The organism is Demequina sp. TMPB413, from assembly GCF_020447105.2.
Taxonomy (GTDB): domain Bacteria; phylum Actinomycetota; class Actinomycetes; order Actinomycetales; family Demequinaceae; genus Demequina.
The window spans coordinates 1892365-1912092 of the sequence record NZ_CP096184.1 but is presented as its reverse complement, the minus strand read 5'-3'; the positions used below and the strand labels follow the sequence as shown (position 1 = coordinate 1912092).

Here is a 19728-nt window from a genome sequence, read left to right as displayed (position 1 = left end):
ACTTGGAGTCACCCGATGCGACTGCATCGTGTGAGAGAGGTGCACGTGCCAAGCGGACGAGTGAAGTGGTTTGACGCCGACAAGGGTTTCGGCTTCATCGCCAGCGAAGAGGGCGATGAGGTGTTTCTGCACGCCTCGGCGCTTCCCGAAGGTGTGTCCTCGCCCCGCCAGGGCACCAAGGTGGAGTACTCCGTCGTCGACGGCAGGCGCGGACCATCTGCCATGAGCGTGATCATCGCGGAGCAGGCGCCTTCGGTGGCTCAGGCCCAACGCAAGCCCGCTGACGATATGACGATCATTGTCGAAGACCTCATCAAGATGCTCGACGGGGTCTCCAACTCGCTGCGCAAGGGTCGCTACCCCGAGGCGGCGAAGGGCAAGCAGGTTGCCTCAGTGTTGCGTGCCGTGGCCGAGCAACTGGAAGCCTGATGTCACTCGCAGTCGAGGACAGGATCGCGGATGCCGCGCGTACGGCAGTCATCGAGACTGCTGGTGATGAGTCGCCGGTAGGCCAACTCCTCGGAAGCGAGCCAGGGGCCGACGGTCTGGTGACCGTACGATTCGCGTGCCAGCTGCCCGGTTACAGGGGCTGGGAGTGGACCGTTGATCTCGCGGTCGTGGACGATGTCGTGACGGTATGCGAGTCGGCGCTGTTGCCCGGAAGCGAAGCGTTGCTCGCTCCCACCTGGGTGCCGTGGTCCGAGCGCGTCCAGCCGGGCGACCTCGAGCCGGGAATGATCCTTCCCTTCCAGGCTGAGGACCCGCGTCTGATCCCCGGTTACACCGAGACGGGTGACGAGGACCGCGACGAGATCGCGAACTTTGAGTTCGGGCTTGGTCGTGAACGTGTGCTCGCCCCCGAGGCGCGCGAAGCAACTGCCCAGCGCTGGTATCGGGGCTCGCATGGGCCCACGGCGGCATCGGCCGTCGCGGCAGGCGCACAATGTGCGACCTGCGCCTTCCTGCTCCCAGTGGCGGGATCGATGCGCACGATGTTCGGCGTGTGTGCCAATGAGTGGTCGCCTTCCGACGGCCGAGTGGTCAGCATGGATCACGGTTGTGGCGCGCATTCTCAGACGGACGCCGAGCGTCGCGCCTCCGAGTGGCCCTCAGCGGATCCTGTCATCGACTCCGGCGCCATGGATGCGCTTGACTTGACGACGCAGGAGCCCGAGCCAGAGCCAGCGCCTGAGACCGAAGTCGAGCCGACGGCTGAGACTGAGGTGGCGCCTGAAACCGAGGTGGCGCCTGACGCCCCGACCGAGAGCCCAGTCGATCACGACACCACGCCGGACGACGCGGAGCAAGAGAAGGCGCCGGAGGCGCCCGCTGAGTAGCAACGAGCAGCCCGCCAGGGGAGTGGTGCGGGTACTCGCGCTGTCGATGTACCTCCCCACGTTGCTCGCCGAGATCGGCATCGGCGCCACGCTTCCCATCTTTGCCTTGTCGGCGCTATCACTCGGCGAGCCAGCCGCAGTCGCGTCCATCGCGGTCGCGGTGTATTCAGCCGGACGCATGGCGGGCTCAGCGCTTGGCGGGTGGGCGTCCACTCGGTGGGGCCCCATCCCGGCCACTTTCGGCACCTACGGTGTGCTCGCCGCCGGTGCGGCAGTATGCGCCAGCGCTGGCCAGATCGCAGTCCTGGCGGTGGGCGTGGCCGTTATCGGTGTAGGCCACGGAGGCGTCCACGTCGCGCGCCAAGCCCACGTCGACGCTGTGGCGCCGCTCGCCACTCGTGGGCGCAGCCTCACGACTCTCGCCGGGACGTGGCGCATCGGCAATTTTGTGGGCCCGTTCGCCGGCGCCGCGATCATTCACGCGTGGGGGCTGCCAGCGACGTACCTCTTTGCCGCCGCCATGGTGGTCCTGGGCATCGGCACACTGGTGTTCACCGCGCCGCGCCACCTCTCCGTGCCGCGGGCGCAACGCCAGCGCGTGCGCGTGGGGGAGGTGCTGAAGCCCCAGATGCGCGTGTTGACCACCCTGGGTGTGGGGGTGCTGTTGATGGGCGCGCTGCGCCAGGCGCGGGTGGTGGTCATCCCGTTGTGGGCGGCGCATATTGGCATGAGCGACTCTGGCGCCTCGTTGGTCTTTGGCGTGGCCACCGCCATCGATATGGCGATGTTCATCCCCGCTGGCTATGTGATGGACCGTTTCGGCAGGGTGTGGACTGCGGTGCCATCAGCGATCGCGTTGGCCGTGGGGGCTTCTCTCTTGCCTGCAACCTCGACGCCATGGCAGGTGGGGGTCGTCGCACTGCTGATCGGCCTGGGTCACGGGTGGGGCTCGGGAGTGGTGATGACGTTGGGAGCCGACGCCGCGCCGGAGCAAGGCAAGGCGGTGTTTCTGGGGGCGTGGTCGATTCTGCAGGACGCAGGCGGGCTCTTGGGGCCGGTGATCGTCGCGGCGGGTGCGGCGATCGCGTTGCCGTTGGGGTTCTTCGCCGTGGGTGGGGTGGGGGCTGCCACGGTGGGGGTGCTGCACCGCTTCACGCCACGGTGGCAGTTGCCCCATTCCTCGAGGGCATAGCACCGCGGCCGCTATTGGAAGTTTGCGGTCAAATACCAGGTATTTCCGCCGTCAACGGACGCCGCCCCCGCACCCATGGTGCTCCACGATGCGTTCAGGATGTTCTTGCAGTGACCGCTCGATGCCATCCAGGCAGGGTGCGCCCATGCTGCCGCGGCGGCCTCCGACTGCCCTGCGGAGGAGTACCGGTACGCGACGTTCTGGCCGCCGGGGCTGGGCGCCATGCCATGGGAGAGGGTTCCAGAGGCGGCTTGCGACTCGGACCAGGTGACGGCGCTCGACGCGAGCGATGAGTTCCACGACAGTGCGCTGAGTCCCCAGCGGGCACGCTCGGCGTTGGCGGCCTGGAGCAGCCCGCTCACGCTGGACGCCGACGCGGTGGCACCGTAGTTGCCCTCGCACCACGCGGCGGGCGTGGTGACTCCCGCGCTCGCGGCGGCCTCGATGCGTTGACCGGCAGAGTTTCTGCCTTGCGCCGGTGGCGGAGTCGGTGGGGGTGGCAGCACCACCTCGATGGGCGAGACGTAGGGCTCGGGGCTGGCCGTTGCTGCGGGTGCGGCGAGCGGAGGTATCGACGCCGCGGCTGCGGGAGCATGCTCGGGAGCCTCAGCATCGTGCGTGGCGTCGTCGTGTGAGGGAAGCGCTGCGAGCGCGATCGTGACCGCAGCTGCGGTCACCATGATCGCGAGCGCTGCAGGCGCGGCCCACGTGCGCCACCGCGAGGGGGCGTGGTGGGCACGCGGCGTGGTCATCCCTTCGCGACAACCCAGTCGATGCAGGTGAGGAGCGCTTCTACGTCGGCGGTGTCCACGGCGGGGAACACGCCAATGCGCAGTTGGTTGCGGCCCAGCTTGCGGTAGGGGAAAACGTCGACGATGCCGTGTGCTCGCAGGACCGCTTGGAGTTCGCCCGAGTTCACCTCGTCCACAAGATCGACGGTCGCGACCACCGGCGAGCGGTGGGCGGGGTCGGCGACGAACGGCGACGCGAAGTCGCGAGCGTCGGCCCATTCGTAGATCGCGGTGGACGACGCACGGGACCTGGCGGCCATGGCGGCCAGGCCTCCTTGTTCGAGCATCCACTCGAGTTGGGCGCGCATCATCAGCAGTGTGCTGATGGCGGGGGTGTTGAGTGTTTGTTCTGCACGCGAGTTGGTCACCACGTCGGCGAGTGACAGCGAGGGCGGGATGTACCGTCCGCTCGCCGCGATCTCAGCGATTCTGGCGATCGCGGCAGGCGAGGCGAGCGCGAACCAGAGGCCGCCGTCGGACGCAAACGACTTCTGGGGCGCGAAGTAATAGAAGTCCACCTGCGTGGGGTCCAACTCGATCGCGCCGGCCGCTGACGTCCCGTCGACCACCATGAGCGCGTCGGCGGTTCCCTCGACACGGCGCACCGGGGCCGTGGCGCCGGTCGAGGTCTCGTTGTGGGGCCACGCGTAGGTGTCGATGCCTGCCTCCCGGGCGGCGGTGGCGATCGATCCGGGGACGGCCCGTACCACCGTCGGCTCGGCCAGATGTGGCGCGGCGGCGACGGACGCCGCGAACTTCGCGCCGAACTCACCGAACGCCGCCAGCTGCGCCTTGTCGGAGATGAGGCAGAAGGCCGCCGCATCCCACACAAACGTGGAGCCGCCGTTCGAGAGCAGCACCTCGTAGCCTTCTGGCAGGGCGTACAACTCGGAGAGCATGCGCCTCACATCGCCCACGAGGCCACGGACGGGCGCCTGCCGGTGGGACGTTCCCAGCACACTGGGGTTTGCGTCGACGATCGCCTGGACTTGAGCGGCACGCACCTTCGACGGACCGGATCCGAAGCGTCCGTCGCGGGGCAACAAGTGGGATGGGATCGTGACGTGGCTGCTCATGTGCACAGAGTAGTAGGGGTGTCGGTGGCATGATGGCGTGCGTGATCGCTCTGACGCCGGCAGTCCAACGATTCGACTGGGGGGCGCCAGGTGGCATCCCAGAGCTCCTGGGGATTGCCGCCGACGGTGGGCCCTTCGCGGAGGCGTGGTGGGGAGCGCACCCGTTGTTGCCTTCTGGCACCGACGACGGGCCCCTCGACACTGTGATCGCTCAAGATCCGGTCGCGGCGCTCGGACGTGAGGTCGCGGAAGGCTATGGACGCCTACCGTACCTCCTGAAGGTGCTGTCGATCGCGAGGCCACTGTCGATCCAGGTGCATCCGACGGCGTCAGCGGCGCACGAGGGATTTGCGGCCGAGCAGGCCCGGGGGGTGGCTCTCGACGACAAGGCGCGCACGTTTAAGGATGCCTCCCACAAACCGGAACTGCTTGTCGCGATGACTCCCATGGACGTGCTCGTGGGGTTCCGCGAGCCTGAGGCGTTGCGTCACGATCTGGAGTCGCTTGGTGGTGACGGTGCCGGCGCCTTGATGGAGGCGCTCGATGACGGCGCGGTCGCGGGATATGTGACGGCAGCGCTCGACGGCGGACATCTCGACACGGTGGAGGCGCTCGCATCTCTGCCTGAAGGCGCGGCGGGATCGCTCGGCGCCGCCCGCCTCGCGGCTCTCACATATCCCGATGACCCGGGGGTGCTGGTAGCGCTCGCCATGAATGCCGTGTCCCTTGGCCCTGGGGATGCACTCTTCACTCCTGCCGGCGTCGTGCATTGCTACCTGGGGGGAATGGGGCTGGAGATCATGGCCAACTCTGACAACGTCGTCAGGGCTGGGCTGACCTCGAAGCCGGTCAACACGGAACTCCTGCGCAAGCTCGCCCGGCTTGAGCACTCTGACCCTGTGCGGCCGTCGGTGGTGAGCGACGGTGCGGTGCGGCACTTCTCGACGGCGGCAGAAGAGTTCAGCCTTGACATCGTGGAGGGCGGGACGGCTGTGATTGCCCGCGGGCCGCGGATTGTGCTGGCACTTGGCGGCGACTGTGAGGTGTCGACCCGCGATCACCGGCGTGTGTTGCCTAGAGGGCATGCCGTGTTCGTGCGGGATTGTGCTGGCCCCGTCACGGTCACCTCGAAGGGCCTGACGGCGATCGCTTCCGCGCCGCACACTCGCCGCTAGTCTGGCGACATGACGATGCGCGTTTCCGTATTCGGAACGGGATACCTGGGCGCGACCCACGCCGCAGGAATGGCCGAGCTGGGGCACGACGTGGTGGGTGTCGACGTTGACGCCGCGAAGGTGGCTCGACTCTCTCGCGGCGAGGTGCCGTTCTACGAACCGGGGCTTCCTGACCTGATTTCCAAGCACGTGGCGACGGGACGCTTGCGCTTCACCACTGATGCTGCGCAGGCGGCCGACGCCGACGTTCACTTCATTGGCGTGGGCACCCCCCAGAAGCGCGGCGAGTATGCAGCGGACATGACGTTCGTTGACGCGGTGATTGAGACGCTCGCGCCGATGCTCGAGCGCCCCACGGTGATTCTGGGCAAGTCGACGGTGCCGGTAGGCACCGCAGCGAGGCTGGCGGCGCGCGTACGCGAACTCGCCCCAGTGGGTGACGGTGCTGAACTCGGTTGGAATCCCGAGTTTCTGCGTGAGGGTCACGCTGTCGAGGACACACTGCGCCCGGATCGCCAAGTGCTCGGCATTGACAAGGACAGGCCGGGGCGCATCGAGGCGGTCACGCGCGAGGTCTACGCAGACATCATCGGGCGCGGCACTCCCTTCTTGGTGACGGACCTGCCCACGGCGGAACTCGTCAAGGTCAGCGCGAACGCCTTCCTAGCCACCAAGATCTCCTTCATCAATGCGATTGCCGAGGTATGCGAGGCAACGGGCGCCGACGTGTTGGAGCTCGCCGATGCGATCGGCCACGACGAACGCATCGGCCGCAAGTTCCTTGGGGCGGGCCTCGGCTTTGGAGGAGGATGCCTGCCGAAAGACATCCGCGCCTTCCAGGCGAGGGCCGCAGAACTCGGCGTGGACCAGGCGCTCGCGTTCTTGCGGGAGGTCGACTCCGTCAACCTGCGGCGCAGGCAACATGTACTCGACCTCGCTGAGCGGGAACTCGGCGGCAAGATAGCCGGGCGCAGTATCGCGGTGCTTGGCGCGGCCTTCAAACCCGACAGCGATGACGTGCGCGACTCGCCTGCCCTCGACGTGGCAGGACGTCTGCACTTGATGGGCGCCGATGTTCGGGTGTACGACCCTCAGGCGATGGACAACGCGAAGGCGGTGTGGCCCACGCTCCACTTCGCAGGATCCATGATGGATGCGGTCAAAGACGCAGACCTCGTGGTGGTCTCGACCGAGTGGCAAGAGTTCCGCCAGGCGGATCCCGCCGTGCTTCGCTCCCACGCCAGGGGCGACCTCGTGATCGACGCGCGCAATTGCCTCGACGTGGAGGCCTGGAAGGCCGCAGGATGGCGTTACCGAGGCATGGGAAGGCACGCCGCATGACGGATCTGATCGACACCACCGAGATGTACTTGCGCACCATCTACGAACTCATCGAGGACGGGGTGCCGCCCCTCAGGGCCCGCATCGCCGAGCAGCTTGGCCACTCGGGACCTACGGTTTCGCAGACGATTGCACGCATGGAGCGCGACGGCCTTGTGGTCGTCGGCGAGGACCGCACGCTCGTCTTCACCGCCGAGGGCGTTGACCGCGCTACCAAGGTGATGCGCAAGCACCGCCTCGCCGAGCGACTCCTCACCGACGTCATCGGGCTGGACTTGCGCCACGTTCATGAGGAGGCGTGCCGCTGGGAGCACGTGATGAGCGAGCGCGTCGAGCGCCGCTTGGTGGAGATGTTGGGGCGACCGGAGCGCTCTCCCTACGGCAATCTCATCCCCGGCCTTGACGAGCTTGATGTGGCCCCTGGCGAGCCGCAGAAGGAGGCAATCGAGCCTCTGAGCGTGGCCGATGCGCTGGCCGCAGGCGTGACACGCGCAACGCTCGTGAGAATTGGTGAAAACCCACAAGCACTTGCCGGTTTCCTCCAAGCGTCGTCCGAGATTGGGCTTTTACCTGGTATTTCGATAGGACTTCGGTCCTATGAAGGGGATGCCGAGCTCTCCACTGAAGAGGGATCGGTGGTGGTTCCCGGGGACGTTGCGCGTCACCTGTTCGTTAGCCCCGAAGCCAGGTACGCTGGCGGTCAGGTAATGTAGGTCAGTCAACAGGAGCGGTAACTACTGCTCCGGGTATGGTACCCAAGGTCAGCCACAGGGGGTGGCGCACGAGGCCGGGCTCCAAGCTTGTAAGCGCTGACAGCGCGAAGGGAACGGGAATTTGAGGTACGGATACATGCGCGCCAAGACGCGCGCGGTGGCAGTTTCTGCAGGTGTGGCGCTGATTGTGGTGCCACTGTCAGGAGCGGTCGCCGTCGCGATCGCCGGTGAATCACCGGTGACGCCCGACGTCGACGCGGTAGCCAGTCAAGGCGCCGAGTTTGTCGACCAGGTCGAGCAGATTGGCGCTCCTGTAGCGGCCGACTCTGAGGCCGGATTCACGGTGGAGACCCCGTCTCTCGACGTGAAGCCAAACCCCAAGCCAGTGGTGGTGACGCGTTCAGCTCCCACCTCGCAGGCCCGCACCGTGGCCAACAGCGCCGACGTTGCCCAGGCCATCGCCGGCTCGGCCATCATCGCCGAGACGGCCAAGTACGTCGGCATTCCGTACGTCTTGGGTGGAGCCTCGCCGAGCGAAGGCTTCGACTGCTCGGGCTTTGTGAGTTACGTGTACGCACAGTTCGGCATCTCGTTGCCCCGCACTTCCGCCGCGTACTACAACGTGGGGACTCGCGTCAGTTCGCCGCTGCCTGGCGACATCATCGTGTCTCCTGGTCACCTGGGCATCTACGCCGGACCCAACCTGCAGATCGACTCACCGCGACCCGGCAAGACTGTTCAGTTCCGTCCCATCTGGCAGGTCAACCCGATCTACGTTCGCGTCACCGGCTAGCGTCTATGGCGGGGGTGGCGTTCGCCGTCCCGTAACGTGGAGCCTGTGCGTACGTCAAAGATTGAGCGGCTAGGCCGCCACGTCAGTGAAATCGGGCTGGGTTGCTGGCAACTAGGCGCCGACTGGGGCAACGTCGACGAGGGTCGCTCACACGCGATTCTTGAGGCGGCCGCGGACTCCGGCGTCACCTTCTTCGACACGGCCGACGTCTACGGCGACGGCCGGTCGGAGCGGGCGGTGGGCAAGTTCCTCGCCTCGCGTGACGACTCTGACCAGTTCTTCGTCGCCACCAAGATGGGGCGCAGGGCCGACCCTCACGAGGCCAGCGCCTACACGCTGGACGCGTTTAGGGCGTGGACTGATCGGTCTCGGGAAAACCTGGGCGTCGACACCCTCGACTTGATCCAACTGCACTGTCCTCCCACGTCGGTGTTCTTCGACCCGGCTACCTACGACGCCTTGCGCGTCTTGGTAGACGAGGGCCGGGTGCGCGCTTGGGGCGTGTCGGTGGAGAAGGTTGACGAGGCCCTGCAGGCGCTGAGGGAGCCAGACCTGGCGTCGATCCAGATCATCGTCAACGTGTTCAGGCGCAAGCCGCTCGAACAGGTCGCCACAGAGGCCGCCCGCCTTGGCGTCGGGATTATTGCCCGCGTGCCGCTCGCGTCGGGGTTGCTGTCCGGCAAGTACGACGCCAACACCCAGTTTGCCGAGAACGACCACCGCAACTACAACCGCGAAGGCGCGGCCTTCGACGTGGGCGAGACCTTTTCCGGCGTCCCGTACGACGTGGGCGTGCGGGCCGCTCAAGAGGTCGCCGCGCTGACTCCTGAGGGTTGGACCACGGCGCAACTCGCACTGAGATGGCTTACCCAGGTGGGAGTCAGCACCGCGATCCCAGGGGCGCGGACGGTGGAGCAGGCCAAGGCCAATGCGGCCGTAGGCGAACTGCCAACGATCGATGACTCGACCATGGCGGAACTGGCGCGCATTTACAACGACTCCATTCGCGAGCACGTCCACGCTCGCTGGTAGTCCCGGCTGCCGGTAGGCTAGTCGGGCCCCAGCGCCTGTAGCTCAGGGGATAGAGCACCGCTCTCCTAAAGCGGGTGTCGGCAGTTCGAATCTGCCCAGGCGCACTTTCGTGTCGTTCGGCCGGCGACGTGCCTCCGACCGTCCACTGTGAGGTTCCTTACTCTCCCGCGGCGACGACGCTTAGCGCCCCTATGCTGGGGGGCAGAGACGAAATGGCAAACCCGTTGCGAGGCGGGGACGCAAAGCCACGGGCCCACAGGGTTAGCCGGGCTACCGAACAAGGGGAAGCTCGTGACACGGATCTCGCTTATCCGGACCGCTAACGGTCACATCGTCACGCACGGGGTTGCCCGATGAGCACCGAGGGCCGCGAGATTGTTGGCGAGAAGTTCCGCATCTGGCTACGACCAGACGGAATGGTCGAGATTGCGTGGGCGCCGCACGTCCCTTCCGTGCTTGAGGACGCGCTCGCCGTGATCGACGCGATGTCCGAACTCACGGGCGGTCACGCCGCACCGCTCCTGGTGCACACGGAGGACGCAGGCCCCCAGAGCAGGGAAGCGCGGATGGAGTTCATCCGGAGGCAAGAGGTGGTGTCCGCCGTTGCCCTCGTCGTCGGCAATCCCCTGAGTCGGATGATGGCGACCTTCTTCATTAACGTCAGCAAGCCCGACGTGCCCATTCGACTTTTTGAGGATGAGGACGCCGCAGTTGCTTGGCTGAGGAAGCACCTCACATGAGCGCGCCTGGCGAGTCGCCGGGCGGGGAGGGCGTGCCAGATCTGGACCGCCGGCTGGAAGAGATCGTCTACGTCATTCAAGACCTTGCCGCGCTTCGATTCGATGCCAGGGCGGCTGTCGGAACAACCGGCGACTTTGTGGATGCCGTCGCGGCCGGCGTGAACTCGCTTGGCGAGGAGCTCGAGGCGTCGTATGAGGAGTTGGAGCGTCGGGTTGCCGAGCGCACGGCGGAACTCGCGATCGCCACCAGAGAGCTCAGGCAACAGGCGCTGCAGGACCATCTGACAGGACTCGCGAACCGCGTCGCCTTGTGGGACCAGCTCGCCCAGCGGCTGGAAGCAGTCGGCAGGCGTAGCTCCCGGATGGCAGTCCTGTTCCTCGATCTCGACGACTTCAAGATGGTGAATGACACCTTTGGTCACGCGGCGGGCGACCGGTTGCTCGCTGAGGCGGCCCTTCGTATCCAGGGGGAGTTGAGGGCTGGGGATACTGCCGCTCGCGTCGGAGGCGACGAGTTTGTGGTGTTGCTTGACGACGTCGTGAGTGACGCGGCCGCGCTCAGCGTTGCGCGTCGGGTGGCAGCGAGCCTGCGCGCGCCGTATGAATTCGAGGGGCACCAGTACACGACAACGAGCAGCATCGGCGTGGCGCTCGCCGGCGATGGCCCCACCAACCCAGACGCGATCATCGCTGCAGCTGATGCGGCGATGTACGACGCGAAGCGAAGCGGCCGGGGCCTGTGCGTGCTCCACGGCGAGGTCCGCCATGGCGAAGGGTCGCTCATCGATACGCGGAGGGTCTGACAGGCTCGGTGGGGAGGGCCTTGTGCTCGCGAAACTCACGTGCGTCAGGGCCCATTCGCTTTGATCTGTGACAAATATCACAGGAAAGGGGTCTCGCTGGGGCGTGCGGGACGCGGGCCACCCATACCGGCGATACGGGACATCTCGAGTCATGATGCCAGCCCACGCTCCTCCACAGTCCTTGCCGCCACGGAATGGCCTGTGCCAGGGTATGGCCACGCCCGCCGAGGGGCGTGAGTCTCTGCCTGGGGGGGAAATCGTGCGCCGTTCACTGCGCTCCACCGTGTCCGCTGTTGTTGCTGGAGCCTTGTTGGTGGCGGTGCCGGTAGCCGTTGAAGCTGACGAGCCAGACGGCACGTTATCCGCGACCGATCCCTCAAGCTACGACCTGCCAGAGGGCGGCACCGTCGTCTTCAATCCGACAGACCCCGCGGGCACGGGCGCGACGGTCGAGGTCGCAACGCTCGACACGTCCGGCGCTACGGCAGCGGCGGCCGATGGCGAGGTCGCCGCGATCGGTGACGGCGTGGAGATCACTGCGACGACGCCTGGTGGCGATGACATCACGGTCCTCGAACACGATGTGGTGATCACCCCCGCCACCGAGGAACTCCCAGCGCTCAACGAGGTCACACCTGCGATCGAGCTGACGTTTCCCGTGTTGCCAGAGAACATCGAGGGCATCGACCTTTCGACGCTTGGCGTGTATTCGCGAGAGAATGCCGACGAGCCGTGGGTCTGGGTGCCCTCCGCCTACGATCCAGAGTTGGGTGCGGTCGTTGCTCAGTCCGACCACTTGAGCGAGTTCACCGTGATGGGCTCCCAGCAGAACGCCATGGCGGCGACTGCGGCCGGGCAGGGAGTCCCCCGAATTGCACTCGACCCTGATGACCTGGTTGGCAAGGCCAGATGGAACGGGACCAACTACAACGAGCTCCAGTTCAGCGCCTCCGTAGCGACCGAGGTCAAGAATCGACTGGTGGCGGAGTGCTCGGCAGAAGTCCTGATCACGCGCGATGCCTCGACCCCCTTTGTCAATAGGACGACACGCGCCAACCTCATCAGAAACTTCGACGCTGACATCGCGATGACCCTCGCGTTCAACACGTACAACACGGCTCCCGACGGCATCGCACGCCCGTGGGGCATTGAGTCCGATGGCGGAATAGTCGCGTGGTCCGCCAACAACTCCGCGAGCATCGGCCTGGGAAACTCCATCAAGTCGAACATCGCGAACTACACGGGTCGTTCCGACCGGCGCAGGCTGAACCCGACGGACGATGGGCTTCCCTACTCCCAGTTGGTGGGCTCGGCCCCCGCCTACGCGCACGCGGAGTTGCTCTTCCTCGACCACAACTACGACTGGCCCGTGATCAGCACCCGCCGTGACCTGGTGGTGGACGCTGTGTTCGCGAGTATCGTCCAGCAGATCGAGACGACGAGCGGCATCGCGTGCGCCGAGCCCGTGACGCTTCCGGAGCCTCCCTCTCAAGCCGAGATTGACCGCCTGACGCAGCTGGGCAAGAACAACTATCAGATCTACGGCACGGACCCCGTCAACCTCTCGACCGGCAACTTTGTCAGCTCGGAGGAGGTCTTCACCCTCACGGGTGTGGGCGACCAGGAACTTGACTTGGTCCTCGCGTACAACGCACTCGATGGCCGCGACAGCCCTGTGGGCAGAGGCTGGAACTTCGCCTTTGCCTCGCGCGTCCAGCGCTTCTCCGACGGTGCTGTCCTGGCGACGCTCGCCGATGGCAGGCGCGTCAGTTTCACGCCCGACGGTGATGGCGGCTACACGGCGAACGGTGGCGGCCAGGCGTCGCTCGCCGACGTCGCCGACGGGGTCGTGATGACCTTCCCCGATCGCACCACGCTCGAGTTCTCGGTGGATGAGGAGTCCGGCTACGGCGAGTTGACGCGCACCGTCGACCGCCAGGGCAATGCCTTCACCCTCGCGTACGGGACGCTTGCCGAAGCGTCGGACGGGCAGGTCGTGTTCCCGCCGCTCACGTCGATCACGGACCAGGCGGGCCAGACCGTCGCCGTGTCCTCGACTGCCGAAGGCCAGATCACGGCCTTCACCCACCCCGATGGGCGCGTCTGGACGCTGGGTTACGACGCCAGCGGCAACCTGACGTCGGTCAAGGACGGGGCGGGCCGCACCCGCTCTTTCGCGTACAACGACAGGGGACTGCTCTCCGTGGTCACCGGAGCGGATGGCGTCAAGGAGATTACCAACGCGTACGACGACGTCGACCGGGTGGTCACCCAGACGGACGGCGCCGGCAACGTGCGCACCATCGCGTATGGGGCGGACCGCTCGACGACGCTGACCGACGCGCTGGGCAATGCGAGCACGGTCGACCACAACGCCAAGGGTCAGGCGGTCGCATCCCACGACGCCGCAGGCGGAGTCACCCGCACCGGCTACGACGCGAGCTACAACCCGACCACGTCGGTGGATGCGAACGGGAACACCTTCCTGGCGACCTTCGACGCCTTCGGCAGGGTTCTGACCAGCACAGACCCGCTGGGGAACACCACCAGCTACACCTATAACGCCACTGGCGACCTGACCTCGGTCACCGCGCCGGACCCGAACGGGAACGCCGCGACCACGTCATTTGTGCTCAACTCCGACGGCCGGGCCATCGAGACTCACCTTCCCGACGGCACCACCACCTACGCGACGTACAACGGCCACGGCGACGTGACCTCCAGCACCGACGCGTTGGGCAACGTCACCACGTTTGAGTACGACGCGCGCGGCAACGTGGTCGAGGTGACGGACCCCCTGGGCGGCACCTCCACGACCACCTACGACCTCGCCAACAGGGCAACATCAACGACCGACGCTCTGGGCAACACCACGACCATGGCGTGGGATGCGGCAGACAACCTCACGAGCCTCACCGACGCTTTGGGCCAGGTGACGGAGTTCGAGCACGACGCGAACGGTTCGCTTATCTCCCAGACCGACGTGCGGGGGCTGGTCACCACCTACGAGTACAACGTCAACGTGCAGCGCACCGCGGTAAACAATCCCGACGGCACGCGGGTCACGTTCGCGTACGACGCGGAGCACCACCTGGTGAAGCAGACCAACCAGGACGGCACGGCACGCACCTGGGAGTACGACGCGCTGGGGCGCGCGACTGCCATGGTGGACGAGGCTGGCGAGCGGTGGATCACCGTGTATGACGCGATCGGCAACGCCACCGCGACGATTGACCCCGAGGGCAACCGCACTGAGACGTCGTTCGACGCGCTCGGGCGGCCCACGGCGATCACAGATGCGGTGGGGAACACCTCGAGCCTGGCGTACAACCCTGCCGGGCTGGTCGCGTCGTCCACCGACGCGCTCGGGCGCACCACGGTCTCCACCTACGACGCGATGGGCAGGGTTGTGGGTCACACCAACCCTGACGGATCCACCGCAACCTTTGGCTACGACGCGAACGGGAACCTGACGGCGGCGACCGATGAGCGCGGCTTCACCACGGCCTATGAGTACGACGCTCTCGACCGCCAAACCGCCGTGGTGGACGCCCTCGGGGGCCGCGGCACGATGGAGTACGACGCGATCGGGAACGTCACGGCGAGCACCAACGAGGTGGGCGCGCGCACGGAGTACGACTACGACGCGCTACAGCGCCGCATCGCGGTGACGGATGCGCTCGGGGGGACTCTCGCCACCGACTACGACCCGGCTGGCAACGTGCTGAGCTCGACCGACGCGCTGGGACGCGTGACGGACTTCTCGTATGACTCGATGAATCGCTTGGTCTCGACCACCCTGCCGGACGGCGCGGTCACGACGTACCAGTACACCGAGATGGGTGATCTCGCCACGGTGACGGATGCGCTTGGCGCGACCATCGGCTATGAATACGCCCCGACGGGTCGGCAGACGGCGCGCATCGACGAGTCGGGGCAGCGCTGGGTCACGGAGTACGACGCGGCAGGCAACGCGGTGGCGAATGTGGACCCGGCGGGCGCGCGAACCACGATGGAGTACGACGCGGCGGGCCGGCAGGTCGCCACGACCGACGCGTTGGGTGCCCGCACGTCGGTCACGCTTGACGCGGCCGGGCAGGTGGCCACGGCCACGGACGCGCTGGGTCGCGCCACGCGCTACGACTACGACGCGATGGGTCGCGTCACCTCCGTAACCTTGCCCGATTCCAGCACCAACACGTTCGCGTACGACGCTGGCGGGAACGTGGTGGCGTCCACTGACGGGCGCGGCTTTGCCACGTCCTTCGAGTACGACGCCCTGGGGCGCCAGACGGTAGCAACCGACGCGCTGGGCGGCACCTCGACCACCGAGTACGACGCGGTGGGCAACATCACGGCCACCCTGGATGCGAGCGGTGCCAAGACCACGTCGGCATACGACGCTCTGTCGCGGCCTACGTCGACGACAGACACGCTGGGCGGCACCTCGCTCACCGAGTACGACGCGGTGGGCAACGTGGTGACTAGCGCTGACGCTCGCGGCAAAGCGGCCAGCTTCACGTATGACCCGATGGACCGGCTCGCTACGTCCACGTTGGCGGACGGTGCGACCACCACGTACGCCTACGACGCGATGGGACGTACCGTGGCGGTCATTGACCCGCTGGGCGCGACCGTGCGCCACGAGTACGACGCGGCGGGCCGCGAGACCGCGCGCATCGACCAGGCGGGCGAGCGTTGGGCCACGGAGTATGACGTGGTGGGCAACGCCGTCGCTTCGGTCGACCCGACCGGCGCGCGCACGGCAATGGAGTACGACGCCGTGGGCCAGCAGGTCGCGAGCACCGACCCCTTGGGGGCACGCACGGCTCGTGAGTTCGACGCCGTCGGCGCGGTCGTGGGCGTCACCGACGCCCTGGGCCAGACCACCGCATACGCGTACGACGCGCGGGACCGCCTGATCTCGGTGACGACGCCGGAGGGCGCCACCACCACCTTTGGCTACGACGCCGACGGCAATGCGACCACGGTGCGCAATCCCTTGGGCGACGTGGTGTCGGTCGAGTTCGACGCGCTGGGCAGGGCCGTCGCCCAGGTGAACCCCGACGGCGGGCGAGTGGTGACCGCCTACGACGCGGTAGGCAGAATTGTGAGCGAGACGGACCCCAATGGGTCCACCAAGCGCTACACCTACGACGCGCTGGGACGCGTCACGCAGTCAACGGACGGCGAGGGTTTCACCACCACCAACTCGTATGACGAGGTGGGCAACCTGCTGTCGGTGACGAACCCGCTGGGTGGTGTTCAGACGTCCACCTATGACGCGGTGAACCGCCCAGTGACGGTGACTGACGAGGTCGGTTCCACCACCGCGACGGCGTATGACCTTGCGGGGCGTGTGTCCTCGACCACGGACCCTGCCGGCGTCGTCACGCGTTTCACGTATGACGCACGCGGTCTGTTGACCGCGACGACGGAGAACTTCGTGGCCGCTGCCACACCGTCGGCGTCGGTCAATGTGACCACCCTGACGGCGTACGACGCGCGCGGCTTGGCCACGTCGGTGACGGACCCACGCGGCAACGCCACCACCTACTCGCGCGACGCCGCGGGGCGCCTCACGGCGGAGACGGACGCGCTGGGTCGGGTGACGCAGACGGAGTACGACGCGGTGGGGCGGCCGGTAGCCGTGACGGCGGCCGATGGCTCTGTGACGGACACGTCGTACACCCCTGATGGCCGCGTGGCGCAGGTGGTGTATCCGGACAAGACGGTGTCCTCCACGTACGACGGTGCGGGAAACCGGGTGACGTTGGTTGACAGCTTGGGGACGTCGTCGTGGGCTTATGACTGGGATGGCCGGGTGGTCTCGGAGACGGATGTGCGGGGCAACACGCAGACTCACACATTCGATTCCGCTGGCAACGAGGTGGCCACCGGGCTGTCGGATGGTCGCACGATCACGCGTGAGTTTGATGGGCGAGGACTCGCGGTGTCGCAGACGGACCTGACGGGCACCACCGAGTACTCGTATGACGCCAATGGGCGTCTCGCGGAGGCGCTGTTGCCCTCTGGCGTGACGTCCACGGTGGAGCGCGACGGTGCGGGTCGGGTAACCGGCCTGGATCACGTGGGAATCACGGACGAGGCGGGGTCCTGGTTGTCGCCCTGCCTGCCGGGCGCTTCGCGGCATGGGTGGAGCAAGTGGTGGGTGAAGCCCGAGCCGCCCCGGTCGATCTCGATCGACTACACCTACGAGGAGCGTGGGTTGGTGTCGCGCCGTGAGTTCACGGTGGACGGGTCTGTGGATGTGACGACGTATGCGCATGATGCGTTGGGCCGTTTGGTGGAGTCGGTGTCCGCGGGTGATGCGTGGGGCCCCGGCCACTCCCGGGTGGCGGGGGATCGCGCCACCTATGGGTGGGATGCTGCCTCGAACCTAGTGTTCGAATCTCACACGGATGATGTGTCGACTGCGCGTCCGCGTGATGGGTTTGTGGTGGATCGTGAGGTGGATGCGGCCAACCAGTTGGTGGAGTCGGTGAGGACCACTGGCACGGCGTGGCATCAGTTTGCTGAGGTGTCCACGTATGCGTATGACGAGCGTGGCAACCGAGTCAGCGAAACCGTCACGGAGGGCCGTGGGTGGCATTCGCGGGTGGTGGGGCATAAGGACTTCACGTATGACGGTCGTGATGACCTGGTGGTGGTGAAGGACTTTGGGGAGCACCAGTGGTCGTGGCATGACGACAGCATCACGAGGTTTGTGCGCGACGGGGTGGGCCGTGCCCTGAGTGTGATCGAGGACTGGGAGGTCACGGAGCGGGTCTTCACCGGGCTCGATGTGGTCGTCGAGGGTGACACGCAGGTGGTGCGGGACCCGATGGGTGGTGTGCAGTCGGAGGTGACCACGAGTTGGTCGGGTCACCCGTGGTGGGGTCACCCGGTCAGCGAAACCCAGGACGTGCTGAAGGACTTGTTGGGTTCCCCGGTCGGGATCGCCGTGGATGGGGTGGTGTCTGCGGATCTGCAGGTCTTTGGTGACTTTGGTGACGTGACCGATGCGGCGTCGTGGGACACCGTGACGGGGTTCACCGGGCAGGTGTCGACGGGTGGGTTGGTGGAGTTCGCGACTCGGACGTTTGATCCGGCATCCAGGGTGTGGTTGCAGGATGACTCGTACCGGGGCGCCACCACGCGGGCTGCGTCTTTGAACCGCTACGCCTATGTCGAGGGGGCGCCGGAGTCGTTTGTGGACGTGCTCGGGTTCTACCGTGCTGCCGCAGCGATTCGGGCTCAAGCGTTGGCAGCAGCGCAGGCGGCATATGACGAGGCTTTGAAAGCGTTGAGGGCCGTGGAGGGCGAGTATCTGCGCGGTTCGGTGTCGGTTCCTGGTTTGGGCACACTTCCCAGATACATCGCCCAGGGTTTGGTCGGTAGCGCGAACTATCAGGCCTATTTGGAGCGGTTCTTGGTGGCGGCCGAAACGCGTCGCCAAGTGCAGGCGCAGGAGTGGGCTGCACACAAGGCTGCGGCGCAAGCTCAACGCGACGCGGACGCACGGGCGGCTGCCAAACGTGAGGCGGATAGCCACAAGAACTGGTGGGACCGGGCGGTGGATGCGACGGTCAACACGGTGACGAATGTGGTCACGGCGCAGGCTGGTGGCTCGAAGTGCTCCTCGATTGCGGGGGCTGCCTATTTTGTGTTTTCCGCTGGGGTGAACTGTCAGTACGACCAGGCCCAGTACTACGACTTCGACCCTGTTGAGCAACTCGATATTGCGTGGCACGGGGTGGTGAACTTCGGTGGCGGTGTCGCCAACGCTCTGGCCGACACGGTGGACCTGGTGGTGGATGTGGGTCAGACCACGTTCAACGCTCTGTCGCCGACGTGTTGGACTGACACGTTCTGTGCTGCGATCCCGAACATTCCATCGGTTCCGATCTATGGGGATCCTGACTTGTATCGGTACTCGCAAACGTCGGGATATGTGACGACTCTTGCGGTGGAGTTCGTGGCCACCGGCGGTGCCGGCGCCATCGTGGACGGGTTCTCGGCGGGTGTGACGGCCGTGAGGTCCGTGCCGCGGTTGGTGACCGATCTGCCGGGGGTAGTCAACGGCATCAAGAACGCTGTCACCCAGGTCGTTCCTGCCGCCCAGAGAGTGATACCGATGGTCAGAACCGTGCTCAGTGGTGCGGCGGACGACGTGGTGCGGATCATTCAAGCACCAGGCGACTTCATCACCAGCCTCAGAACAGGACTCCACAACCCTGTCACCACCCCAGGAGGCATCTTCGGAACACCGCCAACAACCGTCAGGCCAGTCGCCCAGGCCCCGACCGCCCCGGCAGGCGGTGCGGCCAACGGCGGGCTCGGCGCAGATGCGAGCACTATCAATCACCTAGGTGGTACGCACAATTGCGTGGCGTGTGCTATCGCTGGCGACTCCACGCTCGCGGGCAACCCCGCTTCTGCGCTTGACCTCTACCCCGGTATGCCAATACCTGGCGGAAACGCGCTGATTGAGGACTTCGCGGGGGCGTCGTGGCGCGCGGTCTCGGGCCAGGCGGCCATCGACTCCGAACTGCTCGCAGCGGGGAATGGCGCGCGCGGTATCGTTTACGGGACTGACGGTACGAGCGCGCACGTGTGGAATGCAGTTGTTCAGAACGGCCGCGTGAACTATGTCGACTTCCAGGGCATAGGGCCGAGTGGAGCGGCGGCCTTCGACGCATGGAATGATTTCCGATTTGTGAGGACGAATTGAG

General features: G+C 66.4%; 13 protein-coding genes, 1 tRNA gene and 1 riboswitch. Of the genes, 12 read left to right on the top strand and 2 right to left on the bottom strand.

The window, feature by feature from the left end:
* Nucleotides 1-45 precede the first annotated feature (45 nt).
* The 3 genes from LGT36_RS09180 to LGT36_RS09170 are packed head-to-tail and all read left to right on the top strand — an operon-like array spanning nt 46 to nt 2529.
* Entirely contained in the window at nt 46-429 is a 384-nt protein-coding gene (locus LGT36_RS09180; RefSeq protein ID WP_226095791.1) for a cold-shock protein, read from the top strand.
* Complete coding sequence (locus LGT36_RS09175) at nt 429-1337, top strand: DUF3027 domain-containing protein (RefSeq protein ID WP_226095790.1); 909 nt, start codon at nt 429-431, stop codon at nt 1335-1337. Before LGT36_RS09180 ends, LGT36_RS09175 begins: the two co-directional genes overlap by 1 nt.
* A gap of 25 nt (nt 1338-1362) precedes the next feature.
* On the top strand, nt 1363-2529 hold the full coding sequence (locus LGT36_RS09170) for an MFS transporter (RefSeq protein WP_226095789.1): 1167 nt from the start codon (nt 1363-1365) through the stop codon (nt 2527-2529).
* An 11-nt stretch (nt 2530-2540) separates the two neighbouring features.
* Here the strand turns inward: LGT36_RS09170 and LGT36_RS09165 are convergent, their stop codons facing one another.
* Complete coding sequence (locus LGT36_RS09165; protein WP_226095788.1) at nt 2541-3281, bottom strand: CAP domain-containing protein; 741 nt, start codon at nt 3279-3281, stop codon at nt 2541-2543.
* Entirely contained in the window at nt 3278-4396 is a 1119-nt protein-coding gene (gene serC, locus LGT36_RS09160; protein ID WP_248642058.1) for a phosphoserine transaminase, read from the bottom strand. The genes LGT36_RS09165 and serC overlap by 4 nt, the downstream gene beginning before the upstream one ends.
* Before the next feature lie 41 nt (nt 4397-4437).
* Here serC and manA point away from each other — a divergent pair, with 41 nt between their 5' ends.
* The 9 genes from manA to LGT36_RS09115 all read left to right on the top strand — a co-directional run bounded on the left by manA (nt 4438) and on the right by LGT36_RS09115 (nt 19727).
* Nucleotides 4438-5571, top strand: coding sequence for a mannose-6-phosphate isomerase, class I (gene manA / locus LGT36_RS09155; RefSeq protein WP_226264493.1), 1134 nt, complete (start codon nt 4438-4440; stop codon nt 5569-5571).
* 15 nt (nt 5572-5586) lie between these two features.
* The gene (locus LGT36_RS09150) at nt 5587-6912 is read left to right on the top strand and encodes a UDP-glucose/GDP-mannose dehydrogenase family protein (protein ID WP_226095391.1); all 1326 of its coding nucleotides are present in this window, start codon (nt 5587-5589) and stop codon (nt 6910-6912) included.
* Entirely contained in the window at nt 6909-7625 is a 717-nt protein-coding gene (locus LGT36_RS09145) for a metal-dependent transcriptional regulator (RefSeq protein ID WP_226095390.1), read from the top strand. The genes LGT36_RS09150 and LGT36_RS09145 overlap by 4 nt, the downstream gene beginning before the upstream one ends.
* A 136-nt stretch (nt 7626-7761) precedes the next feature.
* Nucleotides 7762-8418 carry a C40 family peptidase gene (locus LGT36_RS09140; RefSeq protein WP_226095389.1) on the top strand — a complete coding sequence of 219 codons (657 nt, stop codon included), beginning with the start codon at nt 7762-7764 and terminating at the stop codon, nt 8416-8418.
* A gap of 45 nt (nt 8419-8463) precedes the next feature.
* Nucleotides 8464-9450 carry an aldo/keto reductase gene (locus tag LGT36_RS09135; protein WP_226095388.1) on the top strand — a complete coding sequence of 329 codons (987 nt, stop codon included), beginning with the start codon at nt 8464-8466 and terminating at the stop codon, nt 9448-9450.
* 31 nt (nt 9451-9481) lie between these two features.
* A tRNA-Arg gene (locus LGT36_RS09130) sits at nt 9482-9554 on the top strand.
* Between the two features lie 100 nt (nt 9555-9654).
* Nucleotides 9655-9728: riboswitch (cyclic di-GMP riboswitch) on the top strand.
* Nucleotides 9729-9803: 75 nt separating this feature from the next.
* Complete coding sequence (locus tag LGT36_RS09125) at nt 9804-10190, top strand: STAS/SEC14 domain-containing protein (protein WP_226095387.1); 387 nt, start codon at nt 9804-9806, stop codon at nt 10188-10190.
* A complete protein-coding gene (locus LGT36_RS09120; RefSeq protein ID WP_226095386.1) occupies nt 10187-10993 on the top strand; it encodes a GGDEF domain-containing protein in 807 nt (268 codons plus the stop codon). The genes LGT36_RS09125 and LGT36_RS09120 overlap by 4 nt, the downstream gene beginning before the upstream one ends.
* A gap of 259 nt (nt 10994-11252) precedes the next feature.
* A complete protein-coding gene (locus LGT36_RS09115) occupies nt 11253-19727 on the top strand; it encodes a DUF6531 domain-containing protein (protein WP_226264494.1) in 8475 nt (2824 codons plus the stop codon).
* Nucleotide 19728 lies beyond the last annotated feature (1 nt).

Coding starts and splice junctions, on each gene's coding strand:
- LGT36_RS09175 (WP_226095790.1), top strand. CDS start 429: ATGTCACTCGCAGTCGAGGACAGGATCGCGGATGCCGCGCGTACGGCA.
- LGT36_RS09150 (WP_226095391.1), top strand. CDS start 5,587: ATGCGCGTTTCCGTATTCGGAACGGGATACCTGGGCGCGACCCACGCC.
- LGT36_RS09120 (WP_226095386.1), top strand. CDS start 10,187: ATGAGCGCGCCTGGCGAGTCGCCGGGCGGGGAGGGCGTGCCAGATCTG.
- LGT36_RS09145 (WP_226095390.1), top strand. CDS start 6,909: ATGACGGATCTGATCGACACCACCGAGATGTACTTGCGCACCATCTAC.
- LGT36_RS09165 (WP_226095788.1), bottom strand. CDS start 3,281: ATGACCACGCCGCGTGCCCACCACGCCCCCTCGCGGTGGCGCACGTGG.
- LGT36_RS09140 (WP_226095389.1), top strand. CDS start 7,762: ATGCGCGCCAAGACGCGCGCGGTGGCAGTTTCTGCAGGTGTGGCGCTG.
- serC (WP_248642058.1), bottom strand. CDS start 4,396: ATGAGCAGCCACGTCACGATCCCATCCCACTTGTTGCCCCGCGACGGA.
- LGT36_RS09125 (WP_226095387.1), top strand. CDS start 9,804: ATGAGCACCGAGGGCCGCGAGATTGTTGGCGAGAAGTTCCGCATCTGG.